13 protein-coding genes, 1 tRNA gene and 1 pseudogene are annotated in these 14,611 nt (G+C 64.8%); 8 read left to right on the top strand and 7 right to left on the bottom strand.

The genetic code is table 11. The features are described 5' to 3' along the window. Positions 1-4 precede the first annotated feature (4 nt). Both rdgB and hemW read left to right on the top strand, forming a co-directional pair. On the top strand, positions 5-619 hold the full coding sequence (rdgB, locus tag QM801_RS14680) for an RdgB/HAM1 family non-canonical purine NTP pyrophosphatase (RefSeq protein WP_415019958.1): 615 nt from the start codon (positions 5-7) through the stop codon (positions 617-619). Then, positions 616-1,755 carry a radical SAM family heme chaperone HemW gene (gene hemW, locus QM801_RS14685; protein ID WP_415019959.1) on the top strand — a complete coding sequence of 380 codons (1,140 nt, stop codon included), beginning with the start codon at positions 616-618 and terminating at the stop codon, positions 1,753-1,755. Before rdgB ends, hemW begins: the two co-directional genes overlap by 4 nt. Here hemW and QM801_RS14690 read toward each other — a convergent pair whose 3' ends face one another. Both QM801_RS14690 and QM801_RS14695 read right to left on the bottom strand, forming a co-directional pair. Beyond that, on the bottom strand, positions 1,756-3,405 hold the full coding sequence (locus tag QM801_RS14690) for a dihydroxyacetone kinase subunit DhaK (protein ID WP_415019960.1): 1,650 nt from the start codon (positions 3,403-3,405) through the stop codon (positions 1,756-1,758). Positions 3,406-3,519: 114 nt separating this feature from the next. Continuing rightward, entirely contained in the window at positions 3,520-4,389 is an 870-nt protein-coding gene (locus QM801_RS14695; RefSeq protein ID WP_415019961.1) for a DMT family transporter, read from the bottom strand. 101 nt (positions 4,390-4,490) lie between these two features. Between QM801_RS14695 and QM801_RS14700 the strand changes: the two genes are divergently transcribed. After that, complete coding sequence (locus QM801_RS14700; protein ID WP_415019962.1) at positions 4,491-5,876, top strand: PLP-dependent aminotransferase family protein; 1,386 nt, start codon at positions 4,491-4,493, stop codon at positions 5,874-5,876. A 6-nt stretch (positions 5,877-5,882) separates the two neighbouring features. On the opposite strand, the gene QM801_RS14705 is transcribed toward QM801_RS14700, so the two are convergent. Next, positions 5,883-5,957 (bottom strand) — tRNA-Gly (locus QM801_RS14705). Between the two features lie 13 nt (positions 5,958-5,970). Continuing rightward, complete coding sequence (locus QM801_RS14710) at positions 5,971-7,104, bottom strand: 2'-deoxycytidine 5'-triphosphate deaminase (RefSeq protein ID WP_415019963.1); 1,134 nt, start codon at positions 7,102-7,104, stop codon at positions 5,971-5,973. A gap of 88 nt (positions 7,105-7,192) precedes the next feature. On the opposite strand from QM801_RS14710, the gene apaG reads away from it, so the two are divergent. The 3 genes and pseudogenes from apaG to QM801_RS14725 all read left to right on the top strand — a co-directional run. After that, positions 7,193-7,585 carry a Co2+/Mg2+ efflux protein ApaG gene (gene apaG, locus QM801_RS14715; protein WP_415019964.1) on the top strand — a complete coding sequence of 131 codons (393 nt, stop codon included), beginning with the start codon at positions 7,193-7,195 and terminating at the stop codon, positions 7,583-7,585. A gap of 8 nt (positions 7,586-7,593) precedes the next feature. Continuing rightward, positions 7,594-8,745 (top strand): acetylornithine deacetylase, encoded by a 1,152-nt coding sequence (gene argE, locus QM801_RS14720; RefSeq protein WP_415019965.1) that lies wholly within the window; start codon positions 7,594-7,596, stop codon positions 8,743-8,745. A gap of 325 nt (positions 8,746-9,070) precedes the next feature. Further along, positions 9,071-9,466 (top strand): annotated as a pseudogene (locus QM801_RS14725) (YccF domain-containing protein); the annotation flags it as partial. 70 nt (positions 9,467-9,536) lie between these two features. On the opposite strand, the gene QM801_RS14730 reads toward QM801_RS14725, so the two are convergent. Genes QM801_RS14730 through QM801_RS14740 form a run of 3 tightly spaced genes read right to left on the bottom strand, consistent with a single transcriptional unit; the run spans position 9,537 to position 12,588 of the window. After that, positions 9,537-10,469: an Hsp33 family molecular chaperone gene (locus QM801_RS14730; RefSeq protein WP_415019966.1), complete on the bottom strand. Its 933-nt coding sequence runs from the start codon at positions 10,467-10,469 to the stop codon at positions 9,537-9,539. Beyond that, complete coding sequence (argF, locus tag QM801_RS14735) at positions 10,466-11,386, bottom strand: ornithine carbamoyltransferase (protein ID WP_415019967.1); 921 nt, start codon at positions 11,384-11,386, stop codon at positions 10,466-10,468. Before argF ends, QM801_RS14730 begins: the two co-directional genes overlap by 4 nt. Positions 11,387-11,406: 20 nt before the next feature. Continuing rightward, the gene (locus tag QM801_RS14740; RefSeq protein WP_415019968.1) at positions 11,407-12,588 is read right to left on the bottom strand and encodes an aspartate aminotransferase family protein; all 1,182 of its coding nucleotides are present in this window, start codon (positions 12,586-12,588) and stop codon (positions 11,407-11,409) included. Between the two features lie 337 nt (positions 12,589-12,925). Between QM801_RS14740 and QM801_RS14745 the strand changes: the two genes are divergently transcribed. After that, positions 12,926-13,498 carry a GcrA family cell cycle regulator gene (locus QM801_RS14745; protein ID WP_415019969.1) on the top strand — a complete coding sequence of 191 codons (573 nt, stop codon included), beginning with the start codon at positions 12,926-12,928 and terminating at the stop codon, positions 13,496-13,498. Between the two features lie 86 nt (positions 13,499-13,584). After that, positions 13,585-14,565 (top strand): alpha/beta hydrolase, encoded by a 981-nt coding sequence (locus QM801_RS14750; RefSeq protein WP_415019970.1) that lies wholly within the window; start codon positions 13,585-13,587, stop codon positions 14,563-14,565. Positions 14,566-14,611: the final 46 nt, after the last annotated feature.

Genomic DNA, 14,611 nt, shown 5'->3' on the forward strand with positions numbered 1-14,611 from the left:
TGAGATGAGCGCAAAGACACTGAAGGGCGAAACACTCCTGATCGCCACGCACAACAAGGGCAAGCTCGAGGAATTCCGCCAGATCTTCGGGCCACGCGGCGTTGAGGTCACGAGTGCGGGTGAGCGCGGCCTCGGCGAGCCCGCCGAAACGGAGAACACCTTCATCGGCAACGCCCGCATCAAGGCAACGGCAGCGATGGAAGCCTCGGGACTCATCACCATCGCGGATGACTCCGGCCTCTGCGTTGATGCGCTCGATGGTGCGCCCGGCGTCTATACCGCCGACTGGGCCGGACCGTCGCGCGACTGGACCATGGCCATGCGCACCGTCGAGGAAAAGCTGCAGGCGAAGGGCGCCACCACGCCCGCCGCCCGCCGCGCCACCTTCAACTGCACCCTCGTGGTGCTCTGGCCCGACGGCAGCGAGCGCATCTTCGTGGGCCAGGCACCGGGATACCTCACCTGGCCGCCGCGCGGGCAGCTTGGTCATGGCTACGACCCGATGTTCGTGCCCGATGGCGGCAACGGCAGGACCTTTGCCGAGCTTACAGCCGACGAGAAGAACGCCATCTCGCACCGCGCCCGCGCGCTTGATCTCCTGATGAAGGAGCTTCTGTGAGCGCCTTCGGCGTTTACGTGCACTGGCCCTTCTGCAAGGCCAAGTGTCCCTATTGCGACTTCAACAGCCATGTCCGCCATGAAGAGGTGGATACGAATTCTTTTGCCGCAGCCCTTGCAACCGAACTCCGGATGATGCGGCAGCGCACGCCGGGCCGCACCGTGAGCAGCATCTTCTTCGGCGGCGGCACGCCTTCACTGATGCCACCCGCCGCCGTCGCCCATGTGCTCGACACGATCGCGGCGCTGTGGCCTGTCGCACCCGATGCGGAGATCACGCTTGAGGCCAATCCCACCAGCGTGGAGGCCGAAAACTTCCGCGGCTACCGCACGGCGGGCGTCAACCGCGTCTCGGTGGGCGTGCAGTCGCTTGATGAGACTGATCTCAAGGCACTGGGCCGCCAGCACACGCCGGAGGAGGCACTCGCCGCCTTCCGCCTTGCCGCGAAAATCTTTCCGCGCGTTTCCTTCGACATGATCTATGCGCGGCCCGGACAATCGCTCCCGGCGTGGCGCGCCGAACTGGCCCGCGCGCTCACCGAGCAGCAGGGCCACATGTCGCTCTATCAGCTGACGATCGAGCCCGAGACGCGCTTCGCCGATCTTCACGCAGCCGGAAAGCTCACGATTCCTGAAGACGATCTCGCCGCCGACCTCTACGACCTCACGCAGGAGATGACCGCGGCGGCGGGGCTTCCGTCCTATGAAATCTCGAACCACGCGAAGGCGGGCGACGAGAGCCGCCACAACCTGCTCTACTGGCGCTACGGCGAATATGCCGGCGTGGGTCCCGGCGCCCACAGCCGCCTGGCCGAGGGCAGCAACCGCATCGCCCTCATTGCCGAGAAGCATCCGGAAACGTGGCGCGCGCTGGTGACCGCGCAGGGCCACGGCATCGTGAGCGAAGAAATCGTGGCGGCCGAAGCGCAGGCCCGCGAAATGCTGCTCATGGGGCTCCGCATCACCGAGGGCATCGACCTTGCCGCCCATGCGCGGCTCTCCAACCGGCCGATTGCGCCCGAGAAGATCGCGGCGCTCAGCGAGCTTGGCCTGGTCACGCAGGAAAAAACCCGGCTTCGGGCCACCGAAGCCGGGCGTCGCATCCTGAATGCGGTGATCGCCGAACTTGCCGACTGATTAGGCCAATCCTTCGAGCAGCAGCGCAATCGCTTCCGCTCCCGGATCGGTTACGCCGGAGAGATTGGACGCCGAGACGTAGGTGGAGCGGCCGGCGCGGGCCGACTTCATCTTCGCCGTTGCATCTGCGCCCTCGCGTGCCGCCTTTGCCGCCGCTGCAACACCCTTGGGGAGCGCCGCAAGAGCGGGCATCAGCGCATCGATCATGGTGCGGTCACCGGGCTTGGCGCCGCCATAGGCCATCATCTTGTCGAGACCGGCGACGAGCGACTTCTGCCAGTTGGCACCGCCTGCAGCCGCCTGGCTTGCGGCGGAGAAGAAGATCGCCAGCAGCACGCCGGACGAGCCACCCATGGTGCGGGTGAGCGCATCGCTTGTGGCGGCGAAGAACTGGTCGAGCTTCGCCTGCGGCATGAGCGGCAGCGCCGTCTGCACGTGACGGGCGGCGGTGGCGATGGTCGAACCCGTGTCGCCGTCACCCACCTTGGCATCGAGCGCGTTGAGGGTTGCTTCCGACTTGACAAGGATGTCGCAGGCCTTGGTGACGAGGGCCGCCAACGCTGCATTCTTGCTCGGCTTGTAGCCCTTGGACTTCATCTCCTTGGGCAGCTTCACGAGCTTCGGCTTCACATGGCCGCGGATCGGCGGCCAGACGAGCGGGCTTGCGGGCGAGAGCAGCGCCTTCTCGAAGTCTGGCGTCAGCGGCAGCAGGCTGAGCGAGAAGCCGTGCATGTCGAGCGACGAGACCAGCATCGCCGGGCCGAGCACCAGCTTGATCTTGGCGCCGTGCTTGCTCGCCAGCACTTCATTGGTGAGCAGGCTCATTTCCAGCGCCGTGGTGGAGCCGAGGTTGTTGACGAGGAGCGCATAGCTCTTGGCAGGCTTGGCTGCCGCGAAGAGACGGTCCGCCACCATGAGGGCGGCCTGTCGGGCGCTTTCGAGATTGACGAGATCGACACCCGGTTCGCCGTGGAGACCGAGGCCCAGTTCCGCCTTGCCGTGGGGCACACGGTCTTCGCGGCCGATGCCCGGCAGCGTGCAGGAGGAGAGCGAGATGCCGAGCGAGACCAGGCCATCGCTCGCCTTCTGCGCCATGGCGGCTACCGTCTTCAGGTTGGCGCCCTTCTCGGCGTAGTGGCCTGCGACCTTTTCCACGAACATGACGCCGGCGATGCCGCGCGGCTGGGGAATGTCGGGAAGGGCGATGTCGTCGCGCACGATCACCACCTCCACCTTCTTGCCGAGCGCGCGGGCCCGCTCCACCGCAAGGCCGAAGTTGAGGCGGTCACCCGTGTAGTTCTTGAAGATGACGAGGCAGCCGGCCTTGCCCGTCACTGCCATGATGGCGGCGAAGACGGCATCGATCGCGGGCGAAGCGAAGACATCGCCGCACACCGCGGCGGTGAGCATGCCCTTGCCGACGAAGCCCGCATGGGCCGGTTCATGGCCGGAGCCGCCGCCTGCGATGATTGCCACGTTCTTGTTGGGCTTGTGATCGGTGCGGAGGATGACCTTGACGCCGGGATAGCCATCGAGGCGGGCAAGGTTGGCGCCGCCGCTGGCGCGGAGCAGGCCGTCCAGCGCATCGACGACGAGGCTTTCCTTCTTGTTGATGAATTGGACCGCTGACTTGAGCGCGTGCGTGGACATCGGACGTTTCCCATTTTCTTCTGCGTTGAGCGGGCGCAACTCTACGCAAGCGCATGGGATTGGCAAGGGTGGTGCATCAATCCGGAGCCGATGGATAATTATGCGGGCGGCGTCTCAGGCGAAGCGCCGGGCACCGGCAACACACAGGATGACGAGTGCAGTGACGGCCAGCATCAGCCCCGAGACATGTTCACCCAAAACAAGTCCGGCAAGCGCCAGCCCGAAGAAGGGCTGCAGAAGCTGGAGCTGCCCCACACTTGCGATGCCGCCCAGGGCAAGGCCGCGATACCAGAAGACGAAGCCGATCAGCATGCTGAAGAGCGAGACATAGGCGAGCCCGGCCAGGGCCGCGCCCCCGACATTCGCCCAGCTTGCGGGCGCTTCCATGACGGCCAGGAGAAGCATCACGGGAAGCGACAGCACCAGCGCCCAGCAGATCACCTGCCAGCCCCCCAGCCGGCGCGACAGGCGCGCCCCTTCGGCATAGCCAAGACCGCACACCACGATCGCCGCCAGCATGAGCAGATCGCCCACCGAAGCGGCCGAGGAGGATTGCGCATAGGCAAACCCCGAGACCAGCGCGCTGCCCAGAAGCGAGAAGAACCAGAAAGGGGCGCGCGGCCTCTCCCCGCCGCGCAGCACGGCGAAGGCAGCTGTTGCGAGTGGCAGGAGACCGATGAAGACGATGGAATGAGCCGAGGTCACGTGCTTCAGGGCCAGCGCCGTGAGCAACGGAAAGCCGACGACCACGCCGAGGGCCACGACGGCAAGCGGGACCATGTCCTTCCTCTGGGGCCTCGCCGACCGGAACGCCACCAGCAGGACGAGTGCAATCAGCCCTGCGATTGCTGCGCGCGCCACCGTCAGGAAGACGGGATCGATCTCCGCCACCGCCACACGGGTGGCCGGCAGCGAACCGCTGAAGATGATGACCCCGGCCAGACCGTTCAGCCAGCCCGAAAGGCCGGCACTGCTGCTGTGCATGACTGCGCTCCTTGCCCACTCCTGTCGCCGGAAAGCGCTGGAGCCGCCAGAGACAGTGCGGTACAGTTTGGCGGAACTGTATGGATGGAGTTTCAATACAGATGAGCGGGAAGCCCACCGAAAACCGCGTCGAGATGGTCATGTCGTCGATCCGCCAGCGTCTTGCCGCCCGCACGCTGCTGCCGGGCGCGCGGCTTCCCTCCATCCGGCACTGCGCCGAACAGCTTTCGGTTTCGCCCTCCACGGTGGCGGAAGCCTATGCCCGGCTTCAGGCGGAGGGCGTGATCGCCTCGCGGGCCGGGTCCGGCTTCTACGTGGCGCGCGCCGCCGTGCCCTTGTCGCTAGCCGAGATGGGGCCGCGGGTGGATCGCGCCATCGATCCCTTCTGGGTGTCGCGGCAATCGTTGGAAGCGGGCGAAGCTGATCTCCGGCCAGGGTGCGGCTGGCTGCCGCCTGCCTGGTTGCCTGAGGAAAGCCTGCGCAAGGCCGTGCGCGTTGCGGCGCGCGGACCGGTGGCCCGGCTGATGGAATATGACTCGCCGCTGGGTCACGCGCCGCTCCGCCAGTTCATCACCCGCCGCATTGCCGAGCACGGCATCGGGGTTTCGCCCGCGCAGGTCATCCTCACCGAGTCCGGCACGCAGGCCATCGATCTCGTCTGCCGCTTCCTGCTTGAGCCCGGCGATACCGTTCTTGTCGATGATCCCTGCTACTTCAACTTCCAGGCCATTCTGCGGGCCCACCGCGCCAAGGTGGTGAGCGTGCGCTATACAGCCACGGGACCGGATGCGGATGAATTTGCGCGCGTGCTGTCGGCCCACCGCCCGCGCCTCTACATCACAAATTCCGCCGTCCACAATCCCACAGGCGCCGTGCTCGCCCCGGTGACCGCGCACCGCATTCTCAAGCTGGCGGAGCAGCACGCGCTCACCATCATCGAGGACGACATCTTCGCCGATTTCGAACATGCGCCGGCCCCTCGCCTCGCCGCCTTCGACGGCCTCAACCGGGTGATCCACATCGGCAGCTTTTCCAAGACGCTCACGGCGGCGGCGCGCTGCGGCTATGTGGTGGCACGGCCCGACTGGATCGAGGAACTCACGAACCTCAAGATCGCAACATCGTTCGGCGGAAGCAGCCTGAATGCGGCGCTGGTGCATTCGGTGCTGAGCGATGGCGGATACCGCAGGCACGTGGACATGCTCCGGCAGAAACTTGCGCGCGCCATGGCGACCGTGACGTCCCGCCTGAAGACAATCGGCATCACGCCGTGGATCGAACCGCAGGCCGGTCTCTTTCTCTGGAGCAGGCTTCCCAATGGTGCGGATGCGGCTGATGTTGCGCGTGCAGCACTCGCCGAAAAGATCGTCCTTGCGCCCGGAAATGTCTTCAGCCCGGCCCGGACTGCGACGGACTACATGCGCTTCAACGTCTCGCAATCCCTCGATCCACGATTGATCACGGTCTTGCGTTCGGTCCTCAGCTGAAAGAGTTGGAGCGGGCGATGGGAATCGAACCCACGACATCTTGCTTGGGAAGCAAGAGTTCTACCACTGAACTACGCCCGCGCTCGCCCTGAGACTAACCGAGCTTTGCGCCGGGGTCAAAAGGCTTGAAATGCTTGGAGAGCTTCAGGCCCTGCTTCTGATAATTGGAGCCGAGCTGGCCATAGACCTGCTGCGGCCGCTCGGTGAGCGGCTCGTAGACGAGGCGGCCGATGATCTGGCCATCCTCGAGGATGAAGGGCACCTCGTGGGAGCGCACTTCGAGCACGGCGCGCGCACCCTCGCCCGCACCGGATGAATGTCCGAAGCCAGGATCGAAGAAGCCCGCGTAGTGGACGCGGAATTCGCCCACCAGCGGATTGAAGGGCACCATCTCGGCGGCGTGGGTGGGCGGCACGCGCACCGCTTCCTTGGATGCAAGGATGTAGAACTGGTCGGGATCGAGGATGAGCGAACCCCGCTGCCAGATCGGCTCCCAGTAGTCTAGGACGTCGAGGGCGGCCTTCTTGTCCACATCGACAAGCGCGGAGTGCCGCTTGGCGCGGAAGCCCACAGGCCCGCCCGGCACCATGGGCGAAAGATCGACGGTGAGCGCAAGCCCGCCGTCGATGTTGGCCTCGCCCTCGGCGATCAACGGCTCAGCGGCGTGGAGCGCATGAATGAGCGCATCGTTGGCCAGTGACGGTCCGGAGCGGAAGCGGATCTGCGAGAGGCGCGAGCCCTGCCGCGCCAGGATCGGGAAGGTGCGCGGCGAGATTTCGGCGTAGAGCGGACCCTCATAGGCCTCCGGCACCTTGTCGAATTCCTGCGCCTGATCGGCGATGACACGGGTGAAGATGTCGAGGCGGCCGGTCGAACTCTTGGGGTTCGCCGCGGCGGCAACACCCTTCGGCAGGCGCAGGCTCTCCATCAGCTTGACGATGTAGACGCAGCCCGTCTCGAGCACGGCGCCCGCGCGGAGATCGATTTCATGAAGCGAGAGTTGCTTCAGCTTCTCTTCCACCCGGAGCTTCGGCCCCGGCAGGAAAGAAGCGCGCACCCGCCACGCCACCGGACCCAACCGGAGGTCGAGGCTCGCCGGCTGCACCTGGTCCTGATCGAGCGGACGCTCGAGGCCGATCAGACCCTTCGCACAGAAGTCGGTGATGACGCGGGCGGGCAGAATGCCCGGCGGAAGGGCAAGGTCGGGCGGGGTGGAAGCTGCGGACATATGGGCCTTTTGGCGGTTTTGCACCGCCACGCGCAAGTGCGCCCGAAAGGACAGTGGAAAACCCGGGATAATCCCCTAAATTGGCATCATGTACCAGGCGATCAGCAACCGTTTCCGTGTCACGGTACGTCCGCAATTCCTTGAAGGGCAATCGAAACCCGACGAGGACCGCTACGTTTGGGCCTACACCATCACCATCGAGAACCTCGGCTCAAAACCGGCCAAACTGATCTCGCGGCACTGGATCATCACCGATGCCCGCGGCCACAAGCAGGAAGTGATCGGCGAAGGCGTGGTCGGCGAACAGCCCACCGTGGCGCCCGGTGACAGCTTCCAGTACACATCCGGTTGCCCGCTCACCACGCCGTCGGGCATGATGGTCGGCAGCTATCACATGCTCGGCAGTGACGGGCATGCCTTCGCCATCGACATTCCCGCCTTCTCGCTCGATTCACCGCACGAGCGGCCCACCTTCAACTGACCGGTCACATGCTTCCTGCCACCTCCGAAGACATTCTCGCAAAGCTCATTTCCTTCGACACCACGAGCCGCGAGAGCAACATCCCGCTCATTGCCTGGATCGAGGAGTTTCTTGACGGCCATGGCGTGCCGCATCTTCGCGTGGATTACGAGGAAGGGAAGAAGACCAATCTCTACGCCACCATCGGGCCCGATGTTGAAGGCGGCATCGTGCTCTCCGGCCACACCGACGTGGTGCCGGTCGATGGCCAGGCCTGGACCAGCGATCCCTTTGCGCTGACGCTGCGCGACGGGCTGCTCTATGGCCGCGGCACCTGCGACATGAAGGGCTTCATCGCCGTCTGCCTCGCCATGGTGCCCGCCTTCCAGCAGGCGAAGCTGAAGGTGCCGATCCACTTTGCCTTCTCCTGCGACGAGGAAGTGGGTTGCCGCGGCGTGGTGCCGTTGGTCGAACACATGCGCGATCACCTGAAGCGTCCCGCCGCCGTGATCGTGGGTGAGCCCACCTCGATGCAGGTGGTGAATGCCCACAAGAGCGCGGTGCGCTATGGCACGGAAGTGACGGGCCATGAATCCCACTCGGCCCTCACTGATCGTGGCGTCAATGCCATCATGGTGGCAGCCGAGATCATTTCCGAGATCAACCGCATCCGCGAGGACCTGATCGCCGAGGGCGACTCCACCGGGCGCTTCAACCCGCCCTACTCGACAATCCACGTGGGCGTGATCAAGGGCGGCACCGCCAACAACATCGTGCCCAAGAGCTGCAGCTTCTCGTGGGAGACGAGGCTTCTGCCCACCGCCGACCGCGAGGCCGTACCGAAGCGCATCGCGGCCCTCTCGCGCAAGCTCGAGCCTGCGATGAAGAAGGTGTCGGCGGTTGCGGGAATCTCGACAGAGAAGATGACCGATGTGCCGGGTCTTGCACCCGAGCAGGATTCACCGGCGGAAGTGCTGGCGCTTCACTGCGCCCACGCCAATTCCACCCACACGGTGTCCTATTGCACCGAGGCGGGGCACTTCCAGTCGATCGGCATTCCCGCCGTGGTCTGCGGTCCGGGCTCCATCGAGCAGGCCCACAAGCCGGACGAGTTCATCGCGGTCGACCAGTTGCGCAAGTGCGAGGCCTTCATGTCGCGGCTTGCGGCGAAGTGCTGTTGACACCAGGCTTCACCGTCATTCCATCCAAGCGGCACGCTTGTGCCGCGCGAGATGGAACCCCGCTTACCTGAGGCAACCAAAGCTGGGTTCCATGTCTCGCGACGCTTCCGCATCGCTCGCATGGAATGACGATCATTTTTTTCCCTCCAGCAAAACAGGCCGTCACCCCCGCGAAGGCGGGGGCCCAGCTTCTTTTTTCGTTTCCATGATTAGCCAAAGCTGGGTGCCCGCCTGCGCGGGCATGACGGAATCGGGAGATAATCGCCTCCCGATTGAAAACCGCCCTTACCCTCCCCACATAGTCCGTAACCGGAGGGACACGCACATGCCCATCATTCTCTTCATTCTCAATGTCTTGTGGTTCGTGACAGGCGGCGTCATCGCCGGTCTTGCCTGGACGCTGGCTGGCATCCTGATGGCGATTACCATCATCGGCCTGCCCTGGGCCCGCTCCTGCTTCATGCTGGCGCGCTTTTCGTTCTGGCCCTTCGGCTATGACATCGTCGCCCGCGACCGGCTCTATGGCCGTGAGGACATGGGCACGGGTGCGCTTGGCATGCTCGGCAACATCATCTGGTTCGTGCTCGCGGGCTGGTGGCTGGCGATCGGCCACATCTCGGCGGCCATTGCCTATGCCGTCACCATCATCGGCATTCCGTTCGCCTGGCAGCATGTGAAGCTTGCCATTGCCTCGCTTTTCCCCATCGGCAAGACGGTGGTGAGCGTGGACCGCATCCTGACGCCGATGAGTGGCGTCATGGGCACCGGCTCACCGGTCGCGGCGCGGCCACTCAATCAAATTGTGAAGGGCTGAAGGTATAGCGCGTCGAGCAGAACTCGCAGGTGACGGCGATCTCGCCATCCTGCACCATGCCGGCGCGCTCTTCCGCCGTGAAGTTCTTCAACATCGTCTCCACCGCCGCCGCTGAGCAGGTGCAGTGCCGCGCCAGTTGCGCCGCCGGATACACCGTCACGCCATCCTCGTGATAGAGGCGGTAGAGCAGCTCTTCCGCTGAAAGTGTGGGATCGAGCAGTTCGTGATCCTCCACCGTGTCGAGCAGCAGCTTGGCCTTCACCCAGTCATCGTGCTCGGTCACCGTGTCGTCGTAACCCTCGGGCACGTCACCCGATGAATACTGGATGGGCGACATGCCGCCTTCGCGCGGCAGATGCTGGATCAGGATCGCGCCCGCGCGCCAGTGGGCCGCCTTGTCGCCCTTGAGCGAGAGCGGACCTGCCGCGAGGCGAAGGCGCGTCGGGATCTGTTCCGACTGCATGAAATAGGTGTGAGCGGCTTCAGCGAGCGTGTTGTCACCCAAGGGCACGATCCCCTGGTAACGTTCCATGTTGGCACCCTGGTCCACCGTCATGGCGAGGTAGCCTGCACCGAGAAGCTCTTTCTCGCCCAAACCTTCCAGCGTCTGCTCCTTTGTGAAGCGGGCCGTGCCGCGCACGCCGTTGGGCGCCACGTAGTCCGCGACCAGCATCGACACCGGACCATCGGTCTTGGTCTGAAGGATGAACTTCCCGTCGAACTTCATGGCCGAGCCAAGGAGTGCGGTCAGCGCCACCCCCTGCGCCAGCAGCGCCGAGACGGAGGGCGGATAGTCATGGCGCGAGAGAATGTCGTCGATCACAGGCCCCAGCCGCACCACCCGGCCGCGGATGCCGAGGGGTTTCACTTCGAAGGGGAGGACGAAATCGGGAAGCTTGTCGGCCGTCATGTCCCGCCCAGGCAATGCAGCAGGATGGACTTCTGGATGTGCAGGCGGTTCTCGGCCTCGTCGAAGACGACCGAGCGCGGGCCATCCATGACCTCGTCAGTCACCTCCTCGTTGCGGTGGGCGGGCAGGCAATGCATGAAGATGGCATCGGCCTTGGCGTGCGCCATCAGCGCCTTGTTCACCTGATAGGGCTTGAGAAGGTTGTGGCGGGTCTCGCCGTCCTTGTCGTGCATCGACACCCAGCAATCGGTGATGACGCAGTCGGAGCCCTTCGCCGCTTTTTCGGGCGATGTCGTGAGGGTGACGTCGGCATTCGCCTTTTTCGCCCAGCTCATCACCTCGCGGGTGGGATTGAGCTGCTCGGGGCAGCCCAACGTGAGCTTGCCGCCCATCACACCCACGGCATGGATCCACGAGGCGGCGACGTTGTTGCCGTCGCCCACCCAGGCCACGTGCTGCTGCGGCAGCGGGCCCTTGTGCTCTTCCAGCGTCAGGATGTCGGCCATCACCTGGCAGGGATGCGAAAGATCAGTGAGGCCGTTGATGACCGGCACCGCGGCGTGTTCCGCCAGATCAAGCAGGTTCGAGTGCTTTGCAGCGCGCAGCATGATGCCGTCGACATAGCGCGACAGCACTCGGGCGGTATCGGCAATGGTCTCGCCGCGGCCCAGCTGCATGTCGTTGGCGGAGAGCACGATCACCTCGCCGCCCAACTGCTTCATCGCCATCTCGAAGGAGACGCGGGTGCGGGTCGAGGGACGTTCGAAGATCAGCGCCAGCGCCTTGCCCTTGAGCGGCTCGTCCTTCTCGCGGAAGCCGCGCGGCTTGCCGTTGCGCGCCTCCTTCATGCGGCGGGCGGTATCGACAATGCCCCGCAGCGTCTTGGCGTCGAAATCATTGAGGTCGAGGAAGTGCATGATCTTACCCAGTACTGAATTCACGCGGCTGCAGGCGTCACCGCCTTGCAGGCCCGGTCGAGCTTTTGAAGCGCCTCGTCCACGTCGGCCCGCGTGATGACGAGCGGCGGAAGAAGGCGCACGACATTGTCGCCCGCGCCGATGGTGAGAAGCTTTTCGGCAACGGCCGCGGCCTGGAGCGAGGTGTTGGGCACCTTGCACTTGATGCCGAGCATCAGGCCTTCGCCGCGGATGTCCTCGATGACGGCGGGATGCGCATCCTTCAGACCGGCCAGTTTCTGCTTCAGATAGAGCGCGGTATCGCGGACATGGTCGAGGAAGCCATCGGCCAGCACCACGTCCAGCACGGCGTTGCCGACGGCGGTTGCCAGCGGATTGCCGCCGAAGGTGGAGCCGTGCGTGCCCGCCGTCATGCCCTTCGCCGCCTTTTCCGTGGCAAGGCAGGCGCCCAGCGGAAAGCCGCCGCCGATGCCCTTGGCCACCGCCATGATGTCGGGCGTGATCCCCGCCCATTCATGGGCGAAGAGCTTGCCGGTGCGGCCCACGCCCGTCTGCACTTCATCGAGGATGAGGAGCAGGCCGTGCTTGTCGCAGAGATCGCGGAGCGCCTTCAGTTCGGCATGGGGCAGCGGGCGGATGCCGCCTTCACCCTGCACGGGCTCGATGAGAATGCCGGCGGTCTCGGGCGTGATCGCTGCGGCGAGCGCCTTCGCGTCACCGAAGGGCACCTGCACGAAGCCCGGCATGCGGGGTGCAAAACCCTCAAGGTATTTTTCCTGGCCACCGGCCGAGATCGTCGCCAGCGTACGGCCGTGGAAGGCGCCTTCGAAGGTGATGATCTGGTTCCGCTCCGGCGCACCGTTCACGAAGTGATAACGCCGCGCCATCTTGATGGAACACTCGAGCGCCTCCGCACCCGAATTGCAGAAGAACACCGTCTCGGCAAACGTGCTCTCGATCAGGCGCTTCGCCAGCTTCTCCTGGCCCGGCATCTGATAGATGTTCGAGGTGTGCCAGAGCTTCTGCGCCTGCTCCGTCAATGCCTTGACGAGGTGCGGATGCGCGTGACCACAACTTGTGACGGCAACGCCGGCGCCGAAATCGAGATAGGCGGTGCCATCTTCGGTGAACACGCGCGCGCCTTCACCCCTCACAAAGGAAACATGGGCGCGGTTGTAAGTCGGCAGAACAGGCGTGATCATGTGAAACCCAAATGAAAAACGCCGGTCGGGTGAGACCGGCGCGCAACACTCAAACTATAAAGTGCACTTACCCACCGGTCAATTGCACCAGAATCCACACCTGAGTCAAAACAGCGCATGGACGCGGGAGTCAGCCGAGGCTTAACGTCTCGTTAACCATGTGGCACCCGTCCAAAGCTGGGGAAAACCCGCCGAAAGATGGCCCTCATTGTTGCGGTGGAGTCACCCGACATAGTAGTCAGTAACGCATCGGGCTACGAGATGTAGCGTTTCTGTACAGCGTAAAGATTTGGACGCGGGAGTTTTGGATTCCCGCGAAGGAAGAAGGATTCAGGTTTTGAGCGATCTCGTGCAAACAGCCGCCGGTACCGACAAGATGCCCTGGACCGACGAGCGTGTCGAACTTCTCAAGAAACTCTGGACCGACGGACTGAGCGCCAGCCAGATCGCTGCCCGCCTCGGCATGGGCGTCACGCGCAATGCCGTGATCGGCAAGGTGCACCGTCTCAACCTCTCCGGCCGCCAGCCCGTGCAGCGCTCTGCAGCGCCGCGTGCAGCCCGCAAGGGTCCGCGCGAGCCGAGCGCACCGGGCGTACGCCCGACCGGTACGCCTTCCATGCCGACAGCGGGAAGCACGGCTCTCAAGGCCTATGCCGCGCCGCAGCTTACGCCGCGCCCGGCCCCGCTGCCGGAGCCGAAGCCGCTCCGCCTTGTCGATTTGCCGAAGGATGGCCGCATCACCATCCTTCATCTCTCGGACAAGACCTGCAAGTGGCCGATCGGTGACCCGACCCACGAAGATTTCTGTTTCTGCGGGCACAACCCGCGCGATGGATCGCCCTACTGCGAGTACCACGCGCGCATTGCCTATCAACCGGCGCAAGACCGGCGTATGCGCAGGGCGGGCTGATCCTCCTGCAGCTGCAGGCCTGCGCACCGCCACTCTGGCGAACCTTCAACCCTCCGTGATACAGCGACTGTCACGGAGGGTTTTTCATGGCTGAACCTGTTGGCGGAGATGACCCGCACGCCTCGCTCGATGCGGGCATGCGCCATTTCTACAAGAAGCTGAGCGAGGCAACACCGCCCGGTGCGGAGACATGGCCGCTCGACCAGCAGCGCGCCGCATGGAACGCGCTCTGCCAATCCTTCCAGGCGCCACTGCCCGAGAGCGTTGCCGTCAGCGACGTCACCTGCAACGGCGTGCCCTGCCGCTCCTACCGTCCGAGGGATGCGAGGAATGCCGTCCCCGGCGTGATCTATGGCCACGGCGGCGGCTGGGTGCTGGGCGGACCCGCCACCCACAACGACATGTGCGCCGAACTCTCCGCCGCCACGAACACGGCGGTGCTGTTGATCGACTACCGCCTCGCACCCGAGAACCCGTTTCCTGCGCAGCTCGAAGACAGTCTCAAGGTCTGGCGCTGGGCCCGCGAACAGGGGCCGGCCCATGGCATCGACGCGAACAACCTCATCGCTGCGGGCGACAGTGCGGGCGGGCAGATGTCGGTGGCGCTTGCCATGGCGCTGCAGGAACTTTCACTGCCGCAGTTGCAGGGCCTCGTTCTGATCTATCCGGTGCTGGGCGCCGACATGACCACGCCCTCCTACATCCGCAATGCGAATGCGCCGTGCCTCACCCGCGACGAGATGGGCTTCTATCTCCGGAGCTGCCTCGGCCCCGAGGGCAGTGCCGCCTGGCATGATCCGAAGGCGGCACCCAATCTGGCGGGCGACGTGTCATATCTTCCGCCCACCTTCATCACCGTTGCCGCGCACGATCCCTTGCGCGACGACGGCGTGATCTTCGCCGAAAAGCTGAAGCTTGCGGGCGTGCCCGTCGGCCTTCGCGAGGAACCGGTGCTGGCCCATTCCTACATGCGGGCGCGGCATCATTCGGCCCCTGCCATGGAGGGCTTCAAGGCCATTGCCCGGGCGCTTCAGTCGCTGGCCGAAGGACGCGGGCCTGCCGCATAAAAAAAACTCCGGTCAGGTTTTGGCCTGACCGGAGCTTGACCCTGCT

Origin of the sequence: Aestuariivirga sp. (assembly GCF_047600585.1) — a bacterium.
GTDB lineage: Bacteria > Pseudomonadota > Alphaproteobacteria > Rhizobiales > Aestuariivirgaceae > Aestuariivirga.

Coding starts and splice junctions, on each gene's coding strand:
- rdgB (WP_415019958.1), top strand. CDS start 5: ATGAGCGCAAAGACACTGAAGGGCGAAACACTCCTGATCGCCACGCAC.
- QM801_RS14690 (WP_415019960.1), bottom strand. CDS start 3,405: ATGTCCACGCACGCGCTCAAGTCAGCGGTCCAATTCATCAACAAGAAG.
- QM801_RS14695 (WP_415019961.1), bottom strand. CDS start 4,389: ATGCACAGCAGCAGTGCCGGCCTTTCGGGCTGGCTGAACGGTCTGGCC.
- QM801_RS14700 (WP_415019962.1), top strand. CDS start 4,491: ATGAGCGGGAAGCCCACCGAAAACCGCGTCGAGATGGTCATGTCGTCG.
- QM801_RS14710 (WP_415019963.1), bottom strand. CDS start 7,104: ATGTCCGCAGCTTCCACCCCGCCCGACCTTGCCCTTCCGCCGGGCATT.
- apaG (WP_415019964.1), top strand. CDS start 7,193: ATGTACCAGGCGATCAGCAACCGTTTCCGTGTCACGGTACGTCCGCAA.
- argE (WP_415019965.1), top strand. CDS start 7,594: ATGCTTCCTGCCACCTCCGAAGACATTCTCGCAAAGCTCATTTCCTTC.
- QM801_RS14730 (WP_415019966.1), bottom strand. CDS start 10,469: ATGACGGCCGACAAGCTTCCCGATTTCGTCCTCCCCTTCGAAGTGAAA.
- argF (WP_415019967.1), bottom strand. CDS start 11,386: ATGCACTTCCTCGACCTCAATGATTTCGACGCCAAGACGCTGCGGGGC.
- QM801_RS14740 (WP_415019968.1), bottom strand. CDS start 12,588: ATGATCACGCCTGTTCTGCCGACTTACAACCGCGCCCATGTTTCCTTT.
- QM801_RS14750 (WP_415019970.1), top strand. CDS start 13,585: ATGGCTGAACCTGTTGGCGGAGATGACCCGCACGCCTCGCTCGATGCG.